The following is a 23,919-nucleotide window of genomic DNA, read 5'->3' on the forward strand; positions in this document are numbered from 1 at the left end:
CGGAAGAGCGACCGCGGTGGTCCGGCCTTCGTACCCTTGTCCGCCCTCGGTAACATTTGCCGGACGGCAATCGAAGATCGCGTGCGGTTGTATGAACACCGCACGGGCAGCGCACGAAGCGCGCTTGTGCTCCTGCCAACCACCGAGAAAGGACCATGGGTTGAGTTCCACCGAGGCCGCGGCACGCGAACGTGTCATCGGCGCGCTGCGCGCAGAAACCGACACCGTCTCCGACCGCTGGGTGCAATTGCAGCTCGCGCAGGAAGAGATGAGTGGCATCGTCACCGAGAGCGAGCTGCGCGAGGAGGCCGACGCCTTGCTCGGTGCCCTCCTGCGGGGCCTGGAGAGCGACGTTCCGGCGAACCGGGTGGTGGCCACCGACCGGCCGCTGCGCCAGGCCGTGATCGATGTCTCCATGCGCAGAGCCCGGGCCGGTGCCATGCCGACCGTCACCTCGCTGGCCATCCTCTCGCTCAAGGAGGCGCTCCTGGAGGCGGTGCAGCGGCAGACCCGGGACACCGAGGAGCTGTTCACCACCGCCGTGCTGATAAACCGGCTGCTGGACAGCGCCGGCGCGCTCTCCTTCGAGACGTATGTCGAAGGCCGCGAGGAGATCATCCGCCGGCAGAGCCGCCAGCTCCTGGAGGTGTCCACGCCGGTCGTCCGCCTGTGGCGCCAGGTCCTGGCCGTCCCGCTGATCGGTACGCTCGACACGACCCGTACCCAAGTGGTGATGGAGAACCTCCTGGAGGCCATCCAGGAGCACGAGGCGCTGGTCGCGATCATCGACATCACCGGTGTGCCGACCGTGGACACCGCGGTCGCCCAGCATCTGATGCAGACCGTCAACGCGGTGCGCCTGATGGGCGCCGACTGTGTGATCAGCGGCATCCGGCCGTCCATCGCGCAGACCATCGCCCAGCTCGGCATCGACCTGTCGACCATCCTGACCCGCACCACCCTCGCCGACGCGCTGGCCGCCGCCGTCAAACTGACCGACGAGGCGTCCACCCATACGTCCACGGGCGCGCAGGAGCAGCGGTGAACGCCCGGCCCACGGCCGGAGTGCCCATTCTCAGGCTGGGCGACGTCCTGGTCACCGGGCTGCTCAACGAGCTGGACGACGCCACGGTGGTGGCCTTCACCGAGGAGCTGACCACCCGCATCACGGCCGACCGGGCCCGCGGTGTGCTCATCGACATCTCCCGCCTGGAGATCATCGACTCCTTCGTGGCCCGCACGCTGATGGAACTCACCACCATGGCGCGGCTGCTGGGCGCCCGGGTGATCGTCGCGGGGATGCGTCCGCCGGTGGCCATGACCCTGGCCGAACTGGGACTGCGCCTGACCGGAGTGGAGACCGCCTTGAACACGGAACACGGCATGGCGGCCCTGGGCTGGCATCAGAGTCCCCGTCCCTCAGGAGAGGTACCACATGACGGGTCCCGGTGAATACGGCGGTACCGGTGCCACCGGTACCACGACGCTTGTCGGCGACAGTGCGGAGCAGGCCGGCCTCCCGGCCGAACCCACGGTACTGACCGTGCGCAGCGAACAGGACCTGCTCGCGATCCGGCACGCGGTGCGCGACGCCACCCTCACTGTGGGCTTCAGCATCGTCGACCAGACGCGAGTGGTCACGGCGGCCAGCGAGCTGGCCCGCAACGCCTACATCCACGGAGGTGGCGGAACGATACGGATCGAGTACCCGACCCGGCCCGGCGCGGTGGGCCTGCGGCTGACCGTCGACGACAGCGGTCCCGGCATCGCCGACGTCGACGCGGCGCTCACCGACGGCTACACCACCGGCACGGGTCTCGGACACGGGCTGGGCGGCGCGCAGCGCCTGATGGACGAGTTCGCGATCCGTACCCGCGACGGCGGCGGTACGACGGTGACCGCTACCCGGTGGGCCGACCGTTGACCCAGCCCCCCGCCGTCCACCCGACGGCGTACATCCCTGTCGACCACTACAGCGCCGTGCACCTGGCCGCCCAGGCCGCACGGTCGGTCGCGCAGCGCTGCGGGCTCCAGGGCGCGCTGCCCGACCAGGCCGCGGTGATCGCGTCCGAGCTGGGCAGCAACCTCGCCAAACACGCGGTGGACGGGGCGCTGTACGTGCAGGCCCTGCCGCTGGGCAACGGCGTGGAGATCCTCGCCGCGGACCGGGGGCCGGGCATGCGGGAGTTCCAGCGCTGTCTGGCCGACGGGTACACGACGACCGACACGCTCGGCGCCGGCATCGGCGGCGTCAACCGCATAGCGACCAGCTTCACCGTCCGTACCCACGAGCCCGGCGGCACCGTGGCCTGTGCCCGGCTGACGCCGCCCGAGGACACGGACGCCGGTCGCCGGACGATCGGCGCCGTCTGCCTGCCCGCCGAGCGGGAGGAGGTCAGCGGCGACGCGTGCGCGGTGACCGAGACCGAGCAGGGGCTGACCGCGATCGTGGTCGACGGCCTCGGGCACGGCCCGGAGGCGGCCGAGGCGGCGCAGCTCGCGCTGCGCACCTTCGCCAGGGTGCCGGACCAGCCGCTGCCCGCGCTCCTGACCACCGTCCACCGCGCGCTGCGGCGCAGCCGGGGCGCGGCCGTCGGGCTGCTGCGGCTGCACGCCGGGCGTGCCCAGTACTGCGGCGTCGGCAACGTGCGGTGTCTGACGCTCACGCAGCAGGACGTCCAGAACCGCCTGACCGGGCAGCCCGGTGTGGCGGGGCTGGAGATGCCGCAGCCGCTGGTCCGCGACCTCCCGTGGGAGCCGCGCTTCACCGCCCTCCTGCACACCGACGGCATCGACCACCGCTGGGCGTACAGCCCGCCCCCCTTCCTCATACGTCTGCCCGCGCCGCTGCTGGCCACGGCCCTCGTACACGGCCACCGCCGCAGCCGGGACGACGGGACCGTATTCGCCGCCAACCTCCACCAGAGACTCTCGTGAGACGCCACACCTTCCATGCGCTGCCGGCCCTGCGGCACGCCGTGCGCCGGCTGGGCGCAGCCAACGCTCTGCCCGTCGAGACCCGGGCGCGACTCGTGCTGTCCGTGAGCACGCTGGCGGACACGGTGATACAGGCCGGGTACGGCGTCACGCTGGAGTCGTGCCGAACGGGTGCGAGGGATCGTTCCTCCTCGGCCGGCTCCCCCGGCGCCGGTTCCCCGGCGGCGCCCGGGAGCGCCAACGGTGGCACGGTCGGTCTTCAGGACGCCGCGGGGCCGGGCGCCGGCTCCCGGGGCGGCGACGCGGGCCACGGTCCCGGGGCCGGGCGCCCGGACGGCTCCGGTTCCGCCGCCGCGGTCCCCGGAGCCTGCTCGGGCGCCGGGGACGCCGCGTCCGCCGCTGCCCGGGGCGCTTCGGGCGCCGCCGACGGTTCCGCCGCCCCGCCGGCCGCCGAGCCCCCGGCCGGCGCCTCCGCCGGTTTCCTCGCCGTCACGCTGCGCACTCCCGCCCCCGTGCTCGCACCGCCCGCCGGGTCCACCCTGCTGCTCCCGGCCGAGGTGTCCCCCGACACCGCCACCTGGCACGTACCGCTCCCGACCGGGACTCCGGAAGTCCGCATCCCCTCGGGACGGCTCCCGGACGACACGACGGGCGGCAGCGGCCGCACGCGCGGCAACGGCGCCGCTCCCCTGCCGACGGGCATCGCCGACGGCAACGGGGACGGCTCGGCGACCGGCCCGGCCACCGAGAACCACCTCCTGGAGGAGGAACTGCGGGTCGCCCTGGACCGGGTGGACTCCCTCGCCGCCGACCAGCGCCGTCTGACGCACGAGCTGGCGGAGACCAACAGCGGGGTACTGGCCCTGTACGTGCAGCTAGAGGAGCGCGACGAACAACTGCGCACGGCCCACGGCCACATCCTGCGCGAGCTGGAGGACGCGCTGCGCCCGCCGCCGATCGCGGTGGACGGGCTGGAACTCGGCGTCCACTACGCGCCGGCCGGTACCGACGCGCCCACCGGAGGCGACTTCTACGACTGGTTCACGCTGCCGGACGGGACGGTCCACATCACCGTCGTCGACGCGCTCGGACACGGCGTACGCAGTACCCGCAGCGCGCTGAACGTCACGCACGCCGTGCGGACACTGGCGCTGGAGGGCCACCCGCTGAAGTCCATCGTGGCCCGGACGGACGAGATTCTCGAACCGCTCGACCCGGAGCTGATGGCCACGGTGCTGCTGGCCCGGATCGACCCGGTGAGCGGGGACCTGCTGCTCGCCAACGGCAGCCATCCCCCGGCCCTGGTCGTACGGGCCGCCGGCGGCGAGGAGTACCTGGAGGTCCGGGGGCGCGGGGTGGGTTACCCGTTTCCCGGCAGCGAGCGCCTGCTGCACGCGAAGCTGGACGAGGGGGACCTGCTCGTCCTGTACACCGACGGGCTGACCGAGAGCCGTCGGGACCCCAGGGAGGGCGAACTGCGGCTGGCCGAGAGCGCCCGGCGGCACCGGAACCGGCCCGTCGGCGAGATCCCCGGTGCCATCGCCGAGGACATGCACACCGTCATCCTGCACTCCGACGACACGCTCGCCCTGGCCGTCCGGCTGTCGCCGCGCTCACACTGAGGGACCGCCCTCCCGGGCGACGACGGCGCTGACGGTCTTGCCCTGGGAGGAGGTCTCCACCGAGGTGGAGACGGCGAGGCGGCGGACCATCGGCCAGCCGAAGCCGCCGCCCGCGCCGCGGACGTCCGGATTGCGCTCGCACGGCGGCCGGGGGCTGGCATCGGCCACGCTGACCGTGACGGTGCCGGGCCCGGCCGCCAGGCTCAGGGTGCAGGCGCGGGTGCGGCTGTGCCGGACGGCGTTGGTGACGAGTTCGGAGACGATCAGCACGACGGCGTCGGAGGCGTCCCGGCCCGGCGGTGGTCCCAGGCCTTTCAGGAAGTCACCCGCCACGTCCCGCGCGGCGGCTGCCGCTTCGGGAGAGTTTTCCAGCGACACCACCAGTGAGGGCGCATCGGAAACCCTGTGCGGAGCGGTGGCGCTGCTCATCGGGCTCACCTCGTTTCCCGTTGGACCGAAAGGCGTACAGGTAGGCAGCTTTCCCGCCAGGCAACGGCGCAATCACCCCGGTACATACGGAACCACGCGTTCCCCGTGGGCCCTATCCGGCCTCGGCGGGCGGCTCGTGAGCGCTGCCCTGTGGATCGGGTACCCCGTCCGCCCCGGGGTAAGGGCAACCACGGACCGGCTCACGAAACGGCCGGCCGGAACAGCCCGACATCCGCTGATACGGCCGTGCACGGCCGTAGGGCAGGTGTCCGCCCGCGATCGCTCACGACCAAGGCTCACGAGACCGAGGAGGAATACGCCGAGCCGTCCTTCTCCGCCCGCCGCGGCGGCCCCATGGGGGTTTCCGGAATTCTCCCCGACCGTAGTCGGCGAAGGTGGGTCCGGATTCGTCAGGGCACTCGGATGCCCCGCGAAACCTTCCGGCCTGCCGTCGTTATTCCGGGCGGTGCGGTTCCGCGGTTTCCCTGCTGTGAGTTCCGCCACGAAATTCTCGCCCGCGCGGCAGTGCGCGCCGCCTCCGGCCCGTACGGGCTGTGCCGCCTTCCGGGCGCGTACGGCTACGTTCCCGCGCCGGCCGCACCGTCGGCCGCCGCTTCCGCCACCGTCTCGTACAGCGGGAGCACGCCTTCGAGACCGGTCAGCTCGAAGAGGCGGCGCAGCCCGGGCGATGGGGCGGCCAGGCGCAGCCGGGTGCCGAGCGCGGCATGCTGCCGCAACAGCACATTGACGGTCGTGGAGTCCGCGAAGTCCACCTCGGACAGGTCGATGACGACCGGCCGCGCGCCGCCTCCGCCCGCCCCGGTCCCGTGCGCGGCCTCGCCCACCTCACGCAGGGCGTCCTCCAGTGGTGCGACGGTGTCGATGTCGAGCGGGCCGGTGACGGTGACGACCAACGCGTCCTCGGCACGGTGGCCCTCCCGCACCACGACCCGCGTCGGCCGGTCCGAACTGGGCGATGACTGCACGGTAATCCTCAGCGGTTACGGGATCGGTGGCCGGATCCGGACTGCCGCCCGGCCGGATCGGATGATCAACAATAGAAGCGATTGTTGCCGTTTGACAATATTCCGGAAAGGCAACAATCTTGTCCCCGTCACTGAGCAACACGGCTCTGCCCGGAGTGACTTCGGATCGAGAAGCGGGGCCTGAATGTCTTCACGCACTGTCCGCGCTGTCCGCGCCGAGTGTGCGGCGTCCGGCGACCGGACGGCCCCCCTTGGCCGCGCGGTGCACGGCTGCCGCACCGCGGAACGCGGCCAGCCCCGACGCCAGGTCGGCGACCTCGGCCGGATCCATGCGCGCCACGATGGCCGCCACCTCGCTCGTACGGGCCGCCCGGTACTCCTCCAGGAACGCCCGTCCGCGCAGACTCAGCCGCAGCTCCACCTCCCGTCGGCTCGTCGCACTCTGACACCGCTCGGCCAGGCCCATGGCCTCCAGGCGGTCGCAGAGGCGGCTCACCGCGGGCGGTCGCGAGCCGAGTTCGTCGGCGAGGGCGCGCAGGTTAGTACCCTCGTATTCCTCGATCACCAGAAGAGCCCGCAACTGGGACGGCGAGACCTGCGCCGAGCGAGCCGTCTCCTGACCTCGACCCCACAGCACCTCCAGCAACTCGGAGGCGGCAAGGGTGGCCTCGGTCACCTGCTCGCGTGGGTACGACTGACCGGGGAAACGGGACACACGACCACTCTGTCACCCTCCGGCCGCCCGCGTCAGCCCGGCCATGTCGAAATCCACCGAAATAAGAATGTTTGAGAGACCGTGACCCTGAGCTGTGATGTGGAAAGAGCGGTTCGCGCAGCGGCGCCGCACGCCTTGGTGGACGCGCTGCGCGCGGCGCTCGCCACGGCCTACGGAGCCACGTCCGTGCACCTGTTCCTCGCGGACTACGGCGGCACGGTGCTCAGGCCGTTCTCCTCGCTCGGCGAGGACTCCGTGGGCGGGCTGTCCATCTCCAACACCCCGGAGGGACGCGCCTTCGGCAGCCAGGAACGGCACGAACGGCAGGCCGGAGCGGACGGCGCCGTCGACCACCACCTGCCGGTGACGGTCCGCGGCGAACGTCTCGGCATCCTGACCGTCCGGCTGCCCGGCGGGCGCAACCTGCCCGGCGTCGCCGACGCCCTGGCCCACGCGGCGGACCTGCTCGGCCACGAGATCTTCGTCGCCGAGCGCGACACCGACGTCTACCAGCGGGCCCGCCGGACGACCCGGCTCACCCTGGCCGCCGAGATGCAGTGGCAGCTCCTGCCCGCGCGCGCCTGCGTGGCCGAGGAGTACGCCATCGGCGCCCAGTTGGAGCCGGCCTACGCGATCCACGGCGACAACTACGACTGGGCCGCCGACGCCGACGAGCTGACCCTCGCCGTCACCAACGGCATGGGCACCGGCATCGAGGCCTCCCTGCTCTCCCACCTCGCGGTCAACGCGCTCCGCAACGCCCGCCGCGCCGGCATCGGCATCGCGGACCAGGCGGCCCTCGCCGACCAGGCCCTCTACGGGCAGTACCGCGGCTCCGCCTACGTCTCGACGCTGCTGCTCCGCTTCCAGCTCGCGACCGGCCGGGTGGAGGTCGTGGACGCCGGCTCCCCGCAGCTCTGGCGGCGCCGGGGCCGGACCATCGACCGCGTCCCGCTGGAGCCGCAGCTCCCGCTCGGCATGTTCGAGGAGACGCAGTACGTGGCCCAGGGGTTCGAGGTGCTCCCCGGCGACCGGCTGATCTTCGTCAGCGACGGTGTGTACGCGGCGGTCTCACCGCCCGGCGAGGAGTACGGCGAGCAGGCCCTCGCCCGCGCGATCCACGCCACCAGCCTGCTCCCCGCCGCGAGCGTCCCCCGGGCCGTCCTGCGCGACCTGGCCGAATACCGCGACGCGGAGTCGATGGACGACGCTCTGGTGCTCTGCCTCGACTGGTTCGGCAAGTCGGGGAACCGGGGCCGGTGAGGCAGGTCTGACCGTACGGCCCGGGGTGTGGCCGGGGCCCCGGCGGCGCACCGGGCCGCGCCTCTCGGAGCGCGCAGCCCGGTGCCGCGAAGAGCCGGGCGGGCCGACGCCCGTTACTTCTTGATCCAGCCCTTCCGCACCAGGGCGTCGCACGTGGCGACCGGGTCCTTCTTCCCCTTGTACTGCCTCTTCACTTCCTTGAGGCAGTCGGCGTACGGGAACGGCGGGCCGCTCTTCTCCGCCTGAGGCTGAACCGGCGCCGCCGCCTCGGCGGCCGCCCCGCTGAACAGCACCCCGCTCATCGCAACAGCCGCGGCCAGGGCGAAGCTCATCCGTCGCATCGTGGTCCCTTCTCCTTGGTCTCCTCGCGCCGGAGCCCAGCGCTCCGGACGCGCGCGAGCCTTCCGGCAGCTCGTCGAGGACCAGCGGCGCGAAAGGACTCGTCCCCGCCCAACGAGCGGGCCCGCCACGGGAAACGCCGTCCGATCCGTGTCGCACCGTTTGCCACGGAGACGGAATCCTTATGAGTGCACCGCGGAATTCGGTGCGCCTCCCGGCCCGCCATTCCGTACCACCTCCGTGGAATTGGCCCTGTCACCCGGTCCGGCCGCCGTACAGAATCCCTGTCGGCCATGACCGGCGTCCGACCGGCCGTCGGAGGAGAACGCAGGGGAGCAACAGGGCATGCCCGCATACGGAGAAGAGCGCAGCCACGCATTCCGCCACCGGCACGAGAATGCCGGCGCGCCCGCCCCGCCAGAGCCCGCCGCTCCCCGGATGAAGATCGCCGTCATGGACGCGGGCATCGGACTGCTCGCGGCGGCCGCCGCGATACGCCGACTGCGTCCCGACGCCGACCTCGTCCTGTCCTCGGACCCGGACGGCATGTCCTGGGGCCCCCGCACCCCGCAGGACATCACGGCCCGCGCTCTCGCCGTCGCCGAGTCGGCCGCCGCGCACCGGCCGCAGGCGCTCGTCGTCGCCTGCAACACCGCCACCGTGCACGCCCTGCCGGTGCTGCGCGCCCGCTTCGAACCCGAACTGCCCGTCATCGGCACGGTCCCGGCGGTCGGGCCGGCGGCCGCGGGCGGCGGGCCGGTCGCCGTCTGGGCCACCCCCGCCACCACCAAGAGCCCGTACCTACGCGCTCTCATCCGGCAGTTCGCCGTCGGCGTGACCGTCACCGGGGTGCCGTGCCCCGGGCTGTCCGACGCCGTGGAGCGCGCGGACGAAGCGGCCCTCGGCCGCGCGATCGCCGCCGCGGCACGGCGTACCCCGGACGACGTCGCGGCCCTCGTCCTCGGCTGCACCCACTACGAACTCGTCGCCGACCGCATCCGCGCGGCCGTCCGGCGCCCCGGCCTGCCGCCCCTCGTGCTGCACGGCTCGGCCGACGCGGTGGCCGCCCAAGCACTCCGCCGCACCGGCCGGCTCCCCGCCCCCGAGGCGCCCGCCACGGGCACACTGACGGTGCTCCTCAGCGGCCGCGCGGCTGCCCTCCCGGCCTCGGTGGCAACGTACTCAGCGGGTCGTCTCCTGCTCCGGGGACACTCCGACGGCGCCCTTCCGGATCGTCCGCCGGGGCGCGTCGGGGCAGGAGCAGGGGGGTCGCCAGGATGAGCAGGCCCGCGGTCGCGACGGCGGTGCGGGGCGTGGTGACGGTGGCCAGGAGGCCCCACAGCGCGGTCAGCGCCGCGGTGGTGAGTTTGCCGGTCACCGACCATGCGGACAGGGTGCGGGTGACGCGGTCCGCCGGCGTCAGTTCGAGCCAGCAGGTCGCCAGCACCGGGTTGAAGACGCTCATACAGGTGATCATTCCGAGTTCGACGGCCATGACCAGCACCAGCCCGGCGGCACCGGGGCGGACGAGGACCAGACCGATCAGCCAGCAGACCCGCAGCGTCCCGGCGACGCGCAGGACCGTGTGCTGCCCGTGGCGCGCGACCAGCCGACGGCACAGCCGCGCACCCACCAGGCCGCCGACGCACGGCACCGCGAAGGCGAGACCGTACTGCCAGGGCGGGAAGCCGAGAGGGCCGAGCATGAGGACGGCGAGCAGTGGCTGGGTCGCCATGGTCAGCCCGTTGACCAGGACCGTGTTGAGGAACAGCGGGCGCAGCGCCGGGTGGGCCAGGATGTACCGCCAGCCTTCGAGCAGACCGGCGCCGCGCGACCGCGGTGCCGCCGCGGTCCGGGCCGGGCGCGGCTCCTGGCCGCCGATCGCCCGGATGCCCGCGGCCGAGAGCAGGTGGCTGACCGCGTCGGTCAGCACCGTCACCACCGGTCCGCACAGGGCGACCGCGGCTCCGCCGAGCGGCGGCCCGAGCACGGTCGCGGTCCAGGTCGTCGCCTCGAAACGCCCGTTCGCGACGATCAGGTCCGCCGGCCGTACGAGGGCTTTGAGGCAGGCGCCCGCGGCGGCCCGGAACGTGATGTCCGCCACCGCGACGACGGCCGCCACGACCAGGAGCTGGACCAGCCCGAGCCGGCCGAGCACGAACGCGGCCGGGACGCTCGCCAGCGCGACGCACCGGATGAGATCCGTCGCGACCATCACGGACCGTTTACGGCGGAACTCCACCCACGGCCCGAGCGGCACCGCCAGCACCGCCCCCACGGCCGCACCGACCGCCGCGAGCGACGACACCTCGGCGGGCCCGGCGTGCAGCGCCAGAATCGCGATCAGCGGAAACGCGTCGAAGGCGATCCCCGTCCCGAACGCACTGACCCCGTACGCCACCCACAGCCACCGAAACCGCCGCCCCAGCGACACCCCGGCTCTCCCCCACACCTTTGGCACCTCTCCGCTTCCCCGCTTCCCCGCATCCCGCATCCCGCATCCCACGCCGCGACGACTGACAGCCGGCCGCCGAGCCGGAACATCGAAGCGGAGCGGAGGGGGCGGAGCAAACGACCGACCGCCGTCCGGACCGCCACGGTCGGCGCGTCGTTCCGCGATGCGCCCTCCCCAGCCGTCACTCCCCGGGCCATTCCCCCCGTCCTCCAGGCCCCCAAGAGCCCCCCCCCCCCCCCGCCGCCTAGCCGTCGTCCGTGTCCTCGTCGGGCACCCACCGCAGTACGTCGCCCGGCTGGCAGCCCAGGGTGCGGCAGATCGCGTCGAGGGTTGTGAAGCGTACGGCCTTCGCTCGGCCGTTCTTCAGTACGGCGATGTTGGCGGGCGTGATGCCGACGGCGTCGGCGAACTCGCCGACGGACAGGTTGTGGCGGGCGAGCTGGACGTCGAGTTCGACGACGATCGCCATCAGACCACCTCGGCCATTTCGGTCTGCAGGTCCGTCGCCTTGCGCAGCAGCGTCCGCATGATGACGACGAGCATCGCGAAGGCCGCCCCCACGCCGACGCCCACCAGCGCGGCGGCCAGCGCGCTGACGACGTCCATGCCGTCATCGGGCGAGGGGATCTCGGCCACCGCCAGGTGCCCGGCGACGCCGGCTGCCAGCAGGGTCGCCACGACCGAGGCTCCGATGATCGTGTCGACCCAGCGGAAGGCCCGCGGCGTGAAGATGGCGTCGCGCTCGACCATGGTGAGCAGCTTCCAGACGGCGACGAGCGCGACCTGCACGCAGGCGACACCGGCGATCGCCACCACCACGTAGGGCACGGCGAACGGGGCGTACGGGGGGAAGCTGTCGACCTCGTCGGCGGCCGTCGTCGGGATGACCACGACCTGCCCGAATAAGCCCATCAGGATGGCTGCGGCGATACCGGCCCGAAGTATGGCGATGAAGTGTCGATGCATCTATCGATTGTCGATGGGTTTCGATCGAAAATCAATCGGTTGTCGCATCAGAACCCGTACAGGTCCCGGTTGCCGCGTCCCGCACGCCGTCGTCGAAGACGACGGTCAGCGGCCGCCGCCCGTCCCGTGCGGTGGCGCGCAGGCCCTCGGCGATCCGGGAGTAGAAGGCGCTCGCCAGGGCCCATGTACCGTCCAGGTGACTGCCGTCGCGGGTACGGCGCAGGGCGATCAGCGCACCGATGACGGAACGGCCGGACAGCACGGCCCGCACCCGGCCGTTGCCCTCGTCCTCCAGCTCGTACGCGGACCGGAAGTGCTCGTCGCCGGCGGCGCAGGCGGCGAGGAACTCCCAGGCGTCCCGGTGGCAGACCAGCGCGACCGGCCCGGCCTGAGCCGCCTTCAGGAGCAGCACGCCGTGGTCGACGTCCTCCTGGGACTCATGGCGGATGCGATCGGGGCCGGCGTCGGGGGCGGGAGGGCCGGGGATGAGGGCGGGGGTGGTGGCAGGGGCCGTGGCGGTGTCCCGGGCGTCGGGTTCGTCGTCGTCATCGGCATGTTCGCCGTGATCGATGTCGTGATCGGCGTCGTCGATGTCGTCGTCGATGTCGTCGTCCCCGGTCGTGAGCGGAGGGAAGGGCGGTTCCTGTCCGGCGTCGATCAGGTCCGGTCCCGGCCACCCGGGCTCCGTACGCTCGTCGGGGCCCTCGTCGGGAGCTTCCTGCCGGTCGGCGGACTCCGTTCGGAACACCGGGTGCTGCGCCAGGGTGTCCAGCGTCTGCTGGAGTCCGGTGATCGACTCCCGTACGTCGGCGATCTCCTGCCGCAGCAGCGACACCGTCCGCTCCGTCTCCGTGGTGGCGGCGGTGTTGCGGTCGGCGTGGTCACGGGCTTCACGGCTGTCACGCCGCAGGTCCGCCGCTTCCGTGGTGAGGCGTTCCAGCGCCTCGTGCCGCGAGTCGTCCAGACGCCGGTCCAGTCCCGCGATCTCTTCGATGAGCGTCTTGCGGACGTTGAGCAGGGCCGTCATGAGATCTTTGTTGCGCGCCACCAGCACCCCCGTACAGCACGTGTTCAGACGGTGTAGGCGGGGAGCCTGCCCGGCTGGGCCGTGCGTCGACGCACCCGGGGCGCAGCCGGTCCGTACCCGGCCGAAATGCCACCTCCGGAGCGGCTACTACGCGCCACGAGCGCGCACTCGCGTCCGGCCGGCGCACACCCGGTCGAGATCACGCGGTGACGAACACAGGCACGGCGCGCGCCCCGGTGCGGCATTCCGAGCGGGCAGCGGGACCGGCGAGGCGGGACGCCGGCCCGCGGAGCCCGCTCAGCGCCCCAGCACCATCCACTGGGCCGGCAGGTCGATCCGTACGCCGTCCGCGCGGTTCTCGGTCATCACCAGGTCGATCTCGCCACTGGCCAGCACCGGCAGGCCGAGGTCGTGGAAGAAGCCGGGGACGGTGGCGTCGTCCGCGTCGGCGGGGGTCAGGCCGTGGGCGAAGATGCTGGCCAGCTTGGCGGGCGGGCCGTCCGCGCCCTGGGCGGCACGGGCCAGGACCTCCTTGGCGCGGGAGAGCAGTTCCACGACGAAGGCGCGACCGCGGTCGCCGATCAGGGTCGCGACCGCGGCGGCGACCGCCGGGCGGGCGTCCGGTTCGCTCTGGTGGATCACCGCGCGCAGGTAGACGTTGGCGTCCCCGATGCGCTCGTGCAGGCGCCGGACGGCGTCCTGGTCGGTGGCGTCGAGCTGCTCGAACCGGGCGACGCCGCCGGTGTCGGCCCGCCGGGCGTGGGCGACGGCGGCTTCGGCGAGGTCCACACCGATGGCCTGGGGGAAGTGCCGGGCCAGGTAGCGGGTCTGGGTGCCGGTGCCGCACCCCAGGTCGACGATGGGCAGTGCGGCGTCGGCGAAGGGGGCCAGCAGCGGCAGGTGGCGGCCGGCGCTCAGTTCGGCGTCGCAGTCGAAGATGGCCGCGCCGGGAGCGTCCGACGTGTCGCGCCAGTAGCTCTCCCACGATTCGCGGTACCGCTCCGACACGTCCATGTGCCCTCCCAGCTCCAGTGATACGTTCCTGCTCCGGATTATCTCCGGTACGCCGGTACGACAAGCGATGTGGGCGGCCGGTCACTCGGCATCCGGGTGCCGGCCGTCGCTTCCGCGGTCACGGCCCGGTGGGGTCCGGGCCGATGCCGTTGAGGCGTGCCATCAGCAGGGCGACGTCGTCCTTGCGGCCGCCCGGCGGGTTGAGCGCCCGGATGATCGTGTCGCAGGCGTCGTCCATGGAGGCGGCCGGGTGGGCGGCGCTCTCGCACAGCGCCGCGAGCCCGTGCCCGATGTCCTGGCCACGGACCTCCACGAGGCCGTCGGTGCACATCACCAGGCGGTCCCCGGGGGCCACGTCGCGGGTGACGGTCTCGAACGGCACGCCGCCGACACCGATCGGCACCCCGGTCGGCAGGTCGAACAGCTCGCTGCCGCCGTCCGCGGCCCGTACCAGGACGGGCGGGATGTGGCCGGCGTTGGCGAGGTGCAGCCGGGAGGTGTACGGGTCGTAGACCGCGTACAGGCAGGTGGCCAGGTACCGTTCGCCGAGCCGCTGGGCGAGGTCGTCGAGGTGGCGCAGGAGCTGGGCGGGTGGCAGGTCCAGGGCGGCGAGGGTCTGCACCGCCGTACGGAGCTGTCCCATCTTGACCGCCGAGTGCAGGCCGTGCCCCATCACGTCGCCCACCACCAGCGCCAGCCGGGAACCGGGCAGGCCGATGGTGTCGAACCAGTCGCCGCCCACCCGGCCGAGGCGGGTGCCCGGCAGGTAGCGGGTGGCGACGTCGCAGCCGGGCGGGTGGGGATCGACGCGCGGGAGCATACGGTCCTGGAGGGTCTCGGCGACGTTCTCCTGGTAGGTGTACATGCGGGCGTTGTCCAGGACGAGCCCGGCGCGCGCCGCGAGTTCCGCGCCGGTGGTGCGGTCCATGTCGGTGAACCGGCGGCGGCCGTTGCGGCGCAGCAGCACCATGAAACCGAGGACGACGTGGCGTGCCTTGAGCGGCACGATCAGGATGGACCGGCCGTTGATCAGTGGGCGCAGGTCCCGCTTCTCGAACTGGGCGGAGATCCGGTCGCCCAGTTCGTCGCTGATGCAGGGGATCAGCACCGGCTCGCCGGTGACCATGCACTGGAAGAACGGGGTGTGTTCGGGAAAGGCGAGGGCCTCGCCGACCGGGACGGTGTCGTCCCAGCGGCCGGGCTCGTCGTCGTGTTCGACCCACACCCGGTGCCAGACGGTGGTGACGTCGGGCGGGCCGTCCGGGAAGTCGTCGCCGGCCAGGACCTGGGCGCGCAGATGGGTGCCGGCGAAGTCGGCGAACCGGGGGACGGCCGCGCTGGTCACCTCGCGGATGGTGACCTCCAGGTCGAGCGAGGAACCGATGCGGCCGGAGACCTCGTTCAGGAATTCCAGGCGCTCGCGTACGGCCGCGTGTTCCAGGTCGACCTCGTCGTCGGCCGAGGCCCCCGCCGCCGTACCGCCCGACCCGCTCCTGCGCTTCCGGCGCTGCACATGCTTCGGTACGCCCCAGTCGGCGGTGATCGGAACGGTGTCGTGGCGGCTGACCTCCAGGACGGGATAGCCCCACTCCAGGACCTGCGCGACGATGCGGGCGCTGCGGGCCGGGCCCATACGGGGCAGGATGTCCGGCAGCCGCCGCGCCAGCGCGTCCCCGCCGGGGAGCGTGGCGTGCCGCGCGAATCCGCATCCGAGCCGGTCACCGGCGGCGCCCGGGTCCACGGCGGTGGCGTCGGCGATCAGCACCAGCAGCCGGTCCGGCCCCGGGCCGCTCAGTGGGTACGCCCACCACAGCAGGTCGACCGGCGACGTGCACGGGCGGGCGAGGCGGGCCCGCCCGGCTCTCGGGCAGGCCGCGTCCTCCACCTCCCGCCAGGAGTTTGGTGCGGGCGGTAACGCGCGGGCGGGCGCGGCGGCTTCTTCGTCGTGTCTCGCGCCGAGAACGGGAAGCAGTGCCGACAGGGGGCTGCCGACGGCTTCGTGGCGTTCCACGCCGAGCAGCCGTCCGGCCCCGCTGCTCCAGTGCGACACCCGCCCGTCGCCGTCGGCGACGACCACGCCCAACGGCAGCCGCCCGTACCCGGCGGGGTCGTCTCCGGCCGTCACACCTGCGCCCATGTGCCCCGAACTCCTCACTCCCGCACGGAGGGCACCCGACGGCACCGTCCGCACACACCCGTATTCGCTCCGTATCACCGTACGGCCCGGGCACGTTCGGTGAAGTGCCAACGCCACATCGGGTCACATCCGTCCGCCGGGCCCCACGGGCAGCAGGCACGGCCGGAGGGCGGACGCGGCGAGGCGGACACGCCGTACGCCGGTCAGGTTCGCGCCCCTTCCTCCTGCCGCGCGGCCGGGTGGCAGGGTGGCCGGGTGGCAGGTCATCACGTCGGCGCGGTGTTGCGGGGGCGCGGGGGCGCGGCTCGGTCAGTTCAGCGAGCGGAGCCATCCGGTGAGGATCCGGTTGACCTCGTCGGGCCGTTCCTGCTGGATCCAGTGTCCGCAGTCCTGGAGCAGGTGGTTCGCCGACAGACCGGGCAGCGTGGTGGGGAAAGCCTCGATGGCGTCGGCCATCCAGGTGGCGGAGGCGTCGCGGTCGCCGCCGACGAAGAGCGCGGGCTGGGTGATCGGCGCGCCGTCCCAGGCGGCGAGATCTTCCCAGTCCCGGTCGGCGTTGCGGTAGCGGTTGAGTCCGCCGGTGAGGCCCGTACGCTCGAACTCTTCAGCCATTTCGGCAAGTTCGGCCTCGCTGAGCCAGGCCGGGCGGACGCCGCGCACGAACCGGTCGGACATCTTCTTGCCCGGCGGTACGAAGAAGCAGCTCGGGCTGCCTTCGGGGGCCATGGTGCCGGCGGACAGGCTGGCGTAGAAGCCCGCCAGCCAACCGCGGACGTCCGGCTCGATCTCCGCCTCCGCGCGCCCGGGCTCCTGGAAGTAGCCGACGTAGAACTCCTCGTCGCCGCCGATCATCGCGAAGGCGTCCGACGGGCGGACACCACCACGGGGCGCGTAGGGCACGCCGAGGAGTCCCACGGCGGTGAAGACATCGGGCCTGAGCAGCGCGGTGTTGGCGGCGATGGTGGCGCCCCAGTCGTGGCCGACGACGGTCGCGGTCCGCTCCCCCAGGGCGTGTACGACCGCGGCGTTGTCGGCGACGTGGGCCGTCATCCGGTACGCCGCGATGTCGGCGGGCTTCGAGGACCGGCCGTAGCCGCGGACATCGACGGCGACGGCACGGAAGCCCGCGGCGGCCAGGGCCGGGAGCTGGTGGCGCCAGGAACGCCAGGTCTCGGGGAAGCCGTGGAGCAGCAGCACCAGAGGGCCGGTGCCCTGCTCCACCAGGTGGATTCGGCCACCGGGGACCTCCACCAGACGGTGTTCGGCACGGTGCGTGGCCCGGTTCCCGGTCGGGTCTCCGGTCGGGTCTTCGGTCGGGCTGGGCGCGTCGGTGTGCTGGGGCATGGCGGGCTCCTCGTTCCGTCGTCCGGCGGCGTACTGGGGGCGGCGTGTTGCGTCCCTGGGCCGTCGGCGTGAGCATCCGGTACGGGTGGCCCGTCCCCCAAGGGTTGTTGCCGGTTCGGCAAACGGCTCACGAGCCGGGCGGTACGGGCGCCGCACCGGGTGTGCGGCGCCCGTACCGTACGGTCGGCGAGGTGGATGCGTCGTACGGGGTGCGATGTACGCCGTACGGTCAGCGTCCCGGGCCGCCGACGGCTTCGGCGACCGCGTCCGTATCCGCGGCCCCTTGCGTGCCCCCTTCCGCGAGCGACCGCAGCGACGCCGGCAGCGCCCCGGCGTGCACCACGCCCAGCCGCTGCGTCGCCCTGGTGAGGGCGACGTACAGGTCGCTGGTGCCGAACTCGGCCGGTTCGACCACGATCACGGTGTCGAACTCCAGGCCCTTGGCCTGCCGGGGGTCGAGCAGGACCACCGGGCGGGTCAGGTCGAGGTCCGCGCCGGTGGACACGTCCGGCAGGGCGGCGGACAGCGTGGCGGACAGGGCCGGGTGGTGGGACCGCGGAGCGATGACCGCGAGCCGGCCCTCCCCCGGGCCGCCTTCCGCCGTACCGCCGTTGCCGCCCTCCGCCGCGTCCGCCGGCCGCGTCCTGGCGCCGTCGGCCGTCTCCCGTACCACCGCGTCGGCGACCGCTCGCGGCAGGTCGCCGGCGGCGGTGCCGAGGGCCCAGGGCCGTACGCCGGTGGAGCGGATCGAGCGCGGCGGTGCGAAGGAGGCGTCCGTGGCGCGGGGCACCTCGGCCGCGATGTCCATGATCTCGCTGGGGGTGCGGTAGTTGACACCCAGCCGGACCAGTTCCCAGCGGTCGTCCACGTACGGCGCGAGGATCGACTCCCAGGTGCCGCAGCCGCCCGGCTCCGCGGTCTGCGCCGGGTCGCCGACCAGCGTCATGGAGCGGGTCGGGCAGCGGCGCATCAGCAGCCGCCACATCATCGCCGACAGTTCCTGCGCCTCGTCCACGATGATGTGGCCGAAGGCCCAGGTGCGGTCGGCCGCGGCCCGTTCGGCGGCGCTGCGGTGGTCGGCCTCCTCCTGCCGGTCGGCGAGCCGGTCCGCGTCGATGAGGTCGTGCGCGGCCAGCACCTCGGAGTCCTCGTCGTCCTTGTCCTCGAACTCCTGGGTGCGGGAGCCGTAGGAGAGGTCGAGCACGCCCTGCGCGTACTTGATCCGCTCCTGACGTTCCGCCTCCTGGGCGGCGCGGGCCGCCGAGTCGTCCTCGCCGAGGAGTTCGGCGGCCTCGTCGAGCAGCGCAATGTCCGCCGGCGTCCAGTCGTCCTCCGCCGGCCAGGGGCCGTGGTGGCCGTTGGACCGGCGGATCGCGTCCGCGTCGGCGTCCGGGAGGTGGACGGGGTCGGCGAGGAAGTCGGCGACCAGTTGCTGCGGGGTCAGTTCGGGCCACAGCTCCTGAATCGCGGCGTGCACCTCGGGGGCGGCCGCGACCGCCTTGCCGAGCTGGGCGATGTCGTCCGGGCCGAGCAGGTTGGGCCCGCCGTACGGGTCGGCGCCGATACGGTCGGCCAACTGCGCGGTGAGCGCGTCGATGACGTGGAAGGCGAAGTACGGGCGGGCGAGGTTGTGCGGCAGCCGGGTGGTGCGCGCGTGCTCCCGGGCGGCGGACGCGATGTCCGCGTCCAGCAGCAGTTCGCCGTCCTCGTGGTCGATGACGAGGGCGGGGTCGGGCAGGGCCTGCCGGTCGCGTACGTACGCCGCCAGCGCGTCCGCCATCGCCGCACCGCCCTTGACCTCGGCGGCGCGCGCGGTGTCCGTACCGGTCGCGGTCACGCCGGGGAACAGCTCGGCCGGCGTGGCGAGCAGCACGCCCGTCTCACCGAGCGAGGGCAGCACCTCCTCGATGTAGCCGAGGAAGGCCGGATTGGGGCCGACGATCAGCACGGCGCGGCGGGCGAGCTGCTCGCGGTGCGCGTACAGCAGGTACGCGGCGCGGTGCAGGGCGACGGCGGTCTTGCCGGTGCCCGGGCCTCCCTCCACGACCATGACGCCGTGGTGCGGGGCGCGGATGATCCGGTCCTGCTCGGCCTGGATGGTCTGCACGATGTCGTGCATCCGGCCGGTACGGGCGGCATCGAGCGCCGCCAGGAGCACGGCGTCCGCGTCGGAGCCCTCGTGGCCGGTGCGTTCGGTGTCGGCGAGGTCCAGGATCTCGTCGTGCAGGGCGGTGACCCGCCGCCCCTGGGTGGTGATGTGGCGCCGGCGGCGCAGACCCATGGGGGTGTGGCCGGTGGCGAGGTAGAAGGGGCGGGCGACATCGGCCCGCCAGTCGATGACCATCGGCGTACGGTCGGCGTCGTCGCGGCGGATGCCGATGCGGCCGATGTGGTGGTCGGCGCCGTCACGGAAGGCGAGGCGGCCGAAACACAGACCGTTCTCCCCGGCGTCGAGGGCGGCCAGCAGCCCGGACTGCTCGGCCACCGTCACATCGCGCTCCAGCCGCGCCTGAAAGTTGTTCCCCTCCAGCGGCAGCGCGCGCTGTACGGCGGACTCGGCTCCGGTCCGCAGTTCGGCGAGGCGCTCGTAGAGCAGATCGGTGAATTCCTGCTCCTGCCGCAATTCCTCGTTTGACAATTCAACTCCGCTCCGATAGAGTGTCTTTTAGTGGCGATCAATGCATGGAATGATTATTGAGACATGCAAACGCCTAATATACGCAGAGATTCACCCCGGCCGTCAATACGGACCGGGGTTTTTGTATTCCGCGGGACGCGGGAACGACCGGGGTCGAGGCGGGCCGGGGTCGGGGCGGGGGCCGGCCAGAGCTTGACCTTGCCGGGATCGACCGCCGATCGATCCATCTTGCAGAGAGTTCTCTGCACCCCTGTGCAGAGAACTCTCTGCACCCTAGGCTGCCCCTCATGCCCGACCACTTTGTACACACCGCCACCGCCCGCCCCTCGACCCCCCGCTCCGCCCGCCGTCTGGACGCGCGCAGCCTGCGGGGGCTGGCCCACCCGCTGCGGATGCGTATCTTCGAGTTGCTCACGCTCGACGGGCCGGCCACGTCCGCGCGGCTCTCCGAACGTCTCGGGGAGAACACCGGCACCGTGAGCTGGCACCTGCGCCATCTCGCCGAGCACGGATTCATCGAGGAGGAGACCGGGCGCGGCACCAAACGCGAACGCTGGTGGAAGCGGGTGGAGGTCACCAACGACCTGAACACCGCCGACTTCCGCGACGACCCCGACTCCCGGGGCGCCCTCTCCGTCTACCTGCACGAACTGGTGCAGCAGTACTTCAACCGGGTCACGGACTACGTCAACGAGGACTGGGACGAGACCTGGCGGCAGGCCGGTACCGTCGCGGACTGGCACGATCTGCGGCTGACACCCGAGCAACTCAAGGCGTTGAACGCGGAATTGACCGAGGTCATCGCCCGGTACGCCGCTGCCCCGGGCGCCGCCGCGCCGGACGCGCTTCCGGTCGTCGTGCAGTTGCAGTCCTTCCCGCGCAGAGCGCGGGGCGACGCGTGAGCCGGGACGCGGAGCGGCGTGGCGGTCTGCTGCGGCGCCACCGCGACTTCCGGCTGTTGTGGTGCGGCGAGACCGCCGGCAAGTTCGGCGCGTCGGTGACCGGGGTGGCGATGCCGCTGGTCGCCGTCTCCACCCTGCACGCCGGGACGTTCGAGGTGGGGTTGCTGAGCGCCGCGGCCTGGCTGCCGTGGCTGGTCATCGGCCTGCCGGTGGGCGCCTGGGTGGACCGGCTACGGCGCCGGCCGGTCATGCTGGCCTCCGCCGCGGTCTCCTGCGCGCTGTTCGCCGGTGTGCCGGTGGCCGCGTGGTGCGGTGGGCTGAGTACGGGGCTGCTGCTGGCCGTCGCCCTGCTGACGGGCGTGGCGACGGTGTTCTTCCAGACCGCCTACACCGCCTATCTGCCGAGCATCCTGGCCCCCGACGACCAGGCCGAGGGCAATGCCAAGCTGCACGGCAGCGCGTCCGCCGCGCAGGTCGCCGGGCTCGGTTCCGGCGGGCTGATCACACAGGCGGCGGGGGCGGTGAACGGAATGTTCGCCCAGGCCGCGACCTTCCTCGTCGCGCTGCTGTGCCTGGCGGGCATTCGGCACCGCGAACCCCGCGTCCGCCGCGCGGAGCGGCGCCCCGGGGCGCTCGCCGGTGAGGTCGGCGAGGGGCTGCGGCTGGTCGCCGGTGATCCCTGGCTCCGTACGCTGACGCTGTTCGGCGCCGCCTCCAACCTCGCCCTGATGGGGTACCAGACGATCCGGGTGGTGTTCCTCGGCCGGAGCGTCGGTCTGTCCCCCGCGCTGGTCGGCGGCCTGGCCGCCGCGACCGGCGCCGGGGGCGTGGCGGGCGCCTTCCTCGCCCGCCGGGCCGCCGCGCGGATGGGTACGGCCCGCGCGACGCTGCTGTTCGAGTTCGGCCTCGCGCTGTTCGCGCTGCTGATCCCGCTGACCTCCGACGGCGCCGGGGTCGTGTTCTTCATCGCCGGGGGCTGCTGCGTCGCCGCGGGCGTGGTGGCCGGAAACGTGATCAAGGCGGGCTTCCAGCAGCGCTACTGTCCGCCGCACCTCCTCGGCCGCGTCACCGCCGGTACGACCTTCCTCGGCTACGGCACGATCCCGCTCGGCGCGCTGCTCGGCGGTGCGCTCGGTTCCGCGTTCGGCCTGCGTACGGCCATGTGGATCACCACGGCGGGCATTCCGCTGGCCGCCGTGTTCCTGCTCTGCTCGCCACTGCGGCGGGTCCGTGACCTGCCGGTGTCTCCTCAGGAGCCGGAGCCGGGCGGTGACGGGCTGTCGGCCGGAGGCGCCGGGGAGCCGGCGGCATCCCGGTCGTGACGTGTGGGCATGCCGTGCTGGTGTGACATGCGGGCGTACGCGCTGGTGTGACGTGCTGGTGTGACGTGCAGGCGTACATGCCGGTGTGACGTGCAGGTGATGTACGGGAGGCGTACCGGCGGACGCGGGGGGGGCGCGCCCCCCGTACCGAGTTGGTCCAGACCTATTGACGGTCTCGGTGGGTCACCCTACGGTTCGGGCAGCGTGAAGTGCGGTTCTCAGCCCCCGTGCACCAAGAGTCCCCTCCCCCACCCGTGCCGCGCATGGCCGCTCAGCACCACCAGCACCGCGCATCACCCTCGCACGCGCCACCCTCCGCACCCCGCTCCACCCGCGCGTCACTTCTCCACGCTCCATCGGGTCCCCCCTCAGTCACCGCCGGCCACGGCCGGAAAGGAGCACATCATGTTCGGTCGGGCGTCCCGCCTGCTCGGAACCGGTCTGGCGACGGCCTGCGCCGTATCACTGCTGACCGCCGCGGCCCCGGGTGCCGCGCCACGGGAAACCACCTGCCCGGTCAAGTCCAAGCCCGCGGGCAAGGTCCTCCAGGGCTACTGGGAGAACTGGGACGGCGCGGCCAACGGCGTCCACCCGCCGTTCGGCTGGACCCCGATCACCGACCCCCGGATCCGCGAGCACGGCTACAACGTGCTCAACGCCGCCTTCCCCGTCATCCGCTCGGACGGCACGGTGCTCTGGGAGGACGGCATGGACGCGACCGTCAAGGTCGCGACGCCCGCCGAGATGTGCGCGGCCAAGGCCGCGGGCCAGACGATCCTGATGTCCATCGGCGGCGCCGCGGCCGGTATCGACCTCAGCTCCAGCAAGGTCGCCGACCGGTTCGTGGAGACGGTGGTGCCGATCCTGAAGAAGTACAACTTCGACGGCATCGACATCGACATCGAGACCGGGCTCACCGGCAGCGGCAACATCAACACGCTGTCGGCCTCGCAGGCCAACCTGATCCGCATCATCGACGGCGTGCTCGCCAGGATGCCGGCGGACTTCGGCCTGACGATGGCGCCGGAGACCGCGTACGTCACCGGGGGCAGTGTGACGTACGGCTCGATCTGGGGCGCGTACCTGCCCATCGTGAAGAAGTACGCGGACAACGGCCGGCTCTGGTGGCTGAACATGCAGTACTACAACGGCAGTATGTACGGCTGCTCCGGCGACGCGTACTCCGCCGGCACCGTCAAGGGCTTCACGGCGCAGACCGACTGCCTGAACAAGGGCCTGGTCGTCCAGGGTACGACCATCAAGGTCCCGTACGACAAGCAGGTGCCCGGCCTGCCCGCGCAGCCGGGGGCGGGCGGCGGCTACCTGTCGCCGGGCCTGGTGGGCCAGGCGTGGAACACCTACCGGGGCGGGCTGAAGGGCCTGATGACCTGGTCGCTCAACTGGGACGGCGCCAAGGCGTGGTCGTTCGGCAACAACGTCAAAGCGCTCCAGGGGCGCTGATCCCGGAGACCGGCGAGCGGAGCCCGTCGAGCGAAGCTCGTACGCGGGTGGGGCCGGTCACGCACCGGTCCCACCCGCGTACGGGCTCAGCTCTCGCCCTCCTGGGAGGGGTGCAGGCCCAGCATCTCCAGGAGCATCTTCAGCTCGTCGGCGTCGCGGGCCTGGCCGGCCAGGGTCAGCCGGGCCTGCCGCCGTACGGTGTCCGCCTCGGCGTTCTCGGAGGCGGCCGGGTCGGTCTGGTTCTCGCTGCGGTGGTCTTCCTTAATCATCACCGCCATTGTCCCATCACCCCGGTGACCGTCGGTGCCCCGGGGCCCGGATCACGGACGGGTCCGGGAGAACGGGGCCTGCGCGGGTGATTG

22 protein-coding genes and 1 pseudogene are annotated in these 23,919 nt (G+C 72.7%); 10 read left to right on the forward strand and 13 right to left on the reverse strand.

Annotation, left to right across the window (positions count from 1 at the left end):
• Positions 1-160: 160 nt before the first annotated feature.
• The 5 genes from ACH4EB_RS24275 to ACH4EB_RS24295 are packed head-to-tail and all read left to right on the forward strand — an operon-like array spanning position 161 to position 4,559.
• Complete coding sequence (locus ACH4EB_RS24275; protein ID WP_398349680.1) at positions 161-1,045, forward strand: STAS domain-containing protein; 885 nt, start codon at positions 161-163, stop codon at positions 1,043-1,045.
• Positions 1,042-1,452 (forward strand): STAS domain-containing protein, encoded by a 411-nt coding sequence (locus tag ACH4EB_RS24280; protein ID WP_398349681.1) that lies wholly within the window; start codon positions 1,042-1,044, stop codon positions 1,450-1,452. The genes ACH4EB_RS24275 and ACH4EB_RS24280 overlap by 4 nt, the downstream gene beginning before the upstream one ends.
• Positions 1,436-1,924: an ATP-binding protein gene (locus ACH4EB_RS24285; RefSeq protein ID WP_398349682.1), complete on the forward strand. Its 489-nt coding sequence runs from the start codon at positions 1,436-1,438 to the stop codon at positions 1,922-1,924. The genes ACH4EB_RS24280 and ACH4EB_RS24285 overlap by 17 nt, the downstream gene beginning before the upstream one ends.
• Entirely contained in the window at positions 1,921-2,937 is a 1,017-nt protein-coding gene (locus tag ACH4EB_RS24290) for a SpoIIE family protein phosphatase (protein ID WP_398349683.1), read from the forward strand. Before ACH4EB_RS24285 ends, ACH4EB_RS24290 begins: the two co-directional genes overlap by 4 nt.
• On the forward strand, positions 2,934-4,559 hold the full coding sequence (locus ACH4EB_RS24295) for a PP2C family protein-serine/threonine phosphatase (RefSeq protein ID WP_398349685.1): 1,626 nt from the start codon (positions 2,934-2,936) through the stop codon (positions 4,557-4,559). Before ACH4EB_RS24290 ends, ACH4EB_RS24295 begins: the two co-directional genes overlap by 4 nt.
• Here ACH4EB_RS24295 and ACH4EB_RS24300 read toward each other — a convergent pair.
• From ACH4EB_RS24300 to ACH4EB_RS24310, 3 genes are all read right to left on the reverse strand, one after another.
• Complete coding sequence (locus ACH4EB_RS24300; RefSeq protein WP_398349687.1) at positions 4,551-4,988, reverse strand: ATP-binding protein; 438 nt, start codon at positions 4,986-4,988, stop codon at positions 4,551-4,553. The two genes, ACH4EB_RS24295 and ACH4EB_RS24300, sit on opposite strands and share 9 nt — an antisense overlap.
• Positions 4,989-5,566: 578 nt before the next feature.
• Positions 5,567-5,974, reverse strand: a complete 408-nt coding sequence (locus tag ACH4EB_RS24305; RefSeq protein WP_398349688.1) for an STAS domain-containing protein — start codon at positions 5,972-5,974, stop codon at positions 5,567-5,569.
• Positions 5,975-6,164: 190 nt separating this feature from the next.
• Positions 6,165-6,689: a MarR family winged helix-turn-helix transcriptional regulator gene (locus tag ACH4EB_RS24310; protein WP_398349690.1), complete on the reverse strand. Its 525-nt coding sequence runs from the start codon at positions 6,687-6,689 to the stop codon at positions 6,165-6,167.
• Between the two features lie 81 nt (positions 6,690-6,770).
• On the opposite strand from ACH4EB_RS24310, the gene ACH4EB_RS24315 reads away from it, so the two are divergent.
• Positions 6,771-7,952 carry a PP2C family protein-serine/threonine phosphatase gene (locus ACH4EB_RS24315; RefSeq protein ID WP_398349691.1) on the forward strand — a complete coding sequence of 394 codons (1,182 nt, stop codon included), beginning with the start codon at positions 6,771-6,773 and terminating at the stop codon, positions 7,950-7,952.
• A 113-nt stretch (positions 7,953-8,065) separates the two neighbouring features.
• On the opposite strand, the gene ACH4EB_RS24320 is transcribed toward ACH4EB_RS24315, so the two are convergent.
• Positions 8,066-8,293 carry a hypothetical protein gene (locus tag ACH4EB_RS24320; RefSeq protein WP_398349693.1) on the reverse strand — a complete coding sequence of 76 codons (228 nt, stop codon included), beginning with the start codon at positions 8,291-8,293 and terminating at the stop codon, positions 8,066-8,068.
• 436 nt (positions 8,294-8,729) lie between these two features.
• Here ACH4EB_RS24320 and ACH4EB_RS24325 point away from each other — a divergent pair, with 436 nt between their 5' ends.
• Positions 8,730-9,572 (forward strand): glutamate racemase, encoded by an 843-nt coding sequence (locus ACH4EB_RS24325; RefSeq protein ID WP_398349722.1) that lies wholly within the window; start codon positions 8,730-8,732, stop codon positions 9,570-9,572.
• Here ACH4EB_RS24325 and ACH4EB_RS24330 read toward each other — a convergent pair.
• The 8 genes and pseudogenes from ACH4EB_RS24330 to ACH4EB_RS24365 all read right to left on the reverse strand — a co-directional run.
• Positions 9,487-10,785: pseudogene (locus tag ACH4EB_RS24330) on the reverse strand (MFS transporter); the annotation flags it as partial. The gene ACH4EB_RS24325 and the pseudogene ACH4EB_RS24330 overlap by 86 nt on opposite strands.
• Before the next feature lie 205 nt (positions 10,786-10,990).
• On the reverse strand, positions 10,991-11,215 hold the full coding sequence (locus ACH4EB_RS24335) for a helix-turn-helix domain-containing protein (protein ID WP_398349694.1): 225 nt from the start codon (positions 11,213-11,215) through the stop codon (positions 10,991-10,993).
• Entirely contained in the window at positions 11,215-11,712 is a 498-nt protein-coding gene (locus ACH4EB_RS24340) for a DUF2975 domain-containing protein (protein WP_398349695.1), read from the reverse strand. Before ACH4EB_RS24340 ends, ACH4EB_RS24335 begins: the two co-directional genes overlap by 1 nt.
• Positions 11,713-11,743: 31 nt before the next feature.
• Positions 11,744-12,760, reverse strand: coding sequence for a hypothetical protein (locus ACH4EB_RS24345; protein ID WP_398349696.1), 1,017 nt, complete (start codon positions 12,758-12,760; stop codon positions 11,744-11,746).
• Positions 12,761-13,036: 276 nt separating this feature from the next.
• Entirely contained in the window at positions 13,037-13,753 is a 717-nt protein-coding gene (locus ACH4EB_RS24350) for a class I SAM-dependent methyltransferase (protein WP_398349697.1), read from the reverse strand.
• 118 nt (positions 13,754-13,871) lie between these two features.
• Positions 13,872-15,890, reverse strand: a complete 2,019-nt coding sequence (locus ACH4EB_RS24355) for a SpoIIE family protein phosphatase (protein WP_398349698.1) — start codon at positions 15,888-15,890, stop codon at positions 13,872-13,874.
• 309 nt (positions 15,891-16,199) lie between these two features.
• The gene (locus tag ACH4EB_RS24360) at positions 16,200-17,234 is read right to left on the reverse strand and encodes an alpha/beta fold hydrolase (protein ID WP_398349700.1); all 1,035 of its coding nucleotides are present in this window, start codon (positions 17,232-17,234) and stop codon (positions 16,200-16,202) included.
• Between the two features lie 229 nt (positions 17,235-17,463).
• Entirely contained in the window at positions 17,464-19,857 is a 2,394-nt protein-coding gene (locus ACH4EB_RS24365) for a HelD family protein (RefSeq protein WP_398349723.1), read from the reverse strand.
• A gap of 302 nt (positions 19,858-20,159) precedes the next feature.
• On the opposite strand from ACH4EB_RS24365, the gene ACH4EB_RS24370 reads away from it, so the two are divergent.
• The 3 genes from ACH4EB_RS24370 to ACH4EB_RS24380 all read left to right on the forward strand — a co-directional run bounded on the left by ACH4EB_RS24370 (position 20,160) and on the right by ACH4EB_RS24380 (position 23,557).
• Positions 20,160-20,774, forward strand: coding sequence for a helix-turn-helix domain-containing protein (locus ACH4EB_RS24370; RefSeq protein WP_398349702.1), 615 nt, complete (start codon positions 20,160-20,162; stop codon positions 20,772-20,774).
• The gene (locus ACH4EB_RS24375) at positions 20,771-22,096 is read left to right on the forward strand and encodes an MFS transporter (protein ID WP_398349703.1); all 1,326 of its coding nucleotides are present in this window, start codon (positions 20,771-20,773) and stop codon (positions 22,094-22,096) included. Before ACH4EB_RS24370 ends, ACH4EB_RS24375 begins: the two co-directional genes overlap by 4 nt.
• 405 nt (positions 22,097-22,501) lie before the next feature.
• The gene (locus ACH4EB_RS24380) at positions 22,502-23,557 is read left to right on the forward strand and encodes a chitinase (RefSeq protein ID WP_398349705.1); all 1,056 of its coding nucleotides are present in this window, start codon (positions 22,502-22,504) and stop codon (positions 23,555-23,557) included.
• 86 nt (positions 23,558-23,643) lie between these two features.
• Here the strand turns inward: ACH4EB_RS24380 and ACH4EB_RS24385 are convergent, their stop codons facing one another.
• Positions 23,644-23,826, reverse strand: a complete 183-nt coding sequence (locus ACH4EB_RS24385) for a hypothetical protein (RefSeq protein WP_398349706.1) — start codon at positions 23,824-23,826, stop codon at positions 23,644-23,646.
• Between the last annotated feature and the right edge of the window lie 93 nt (positions 23,827-23,919).

Source organism: Streptomyces sp. NPDC018045 (genome assembly GCF_044327445.1).
GTDB lineage: Bacteria > Actinomycetota > Actinomycetes > Streptomycetales > Streptomycetaceae > Streptomyces.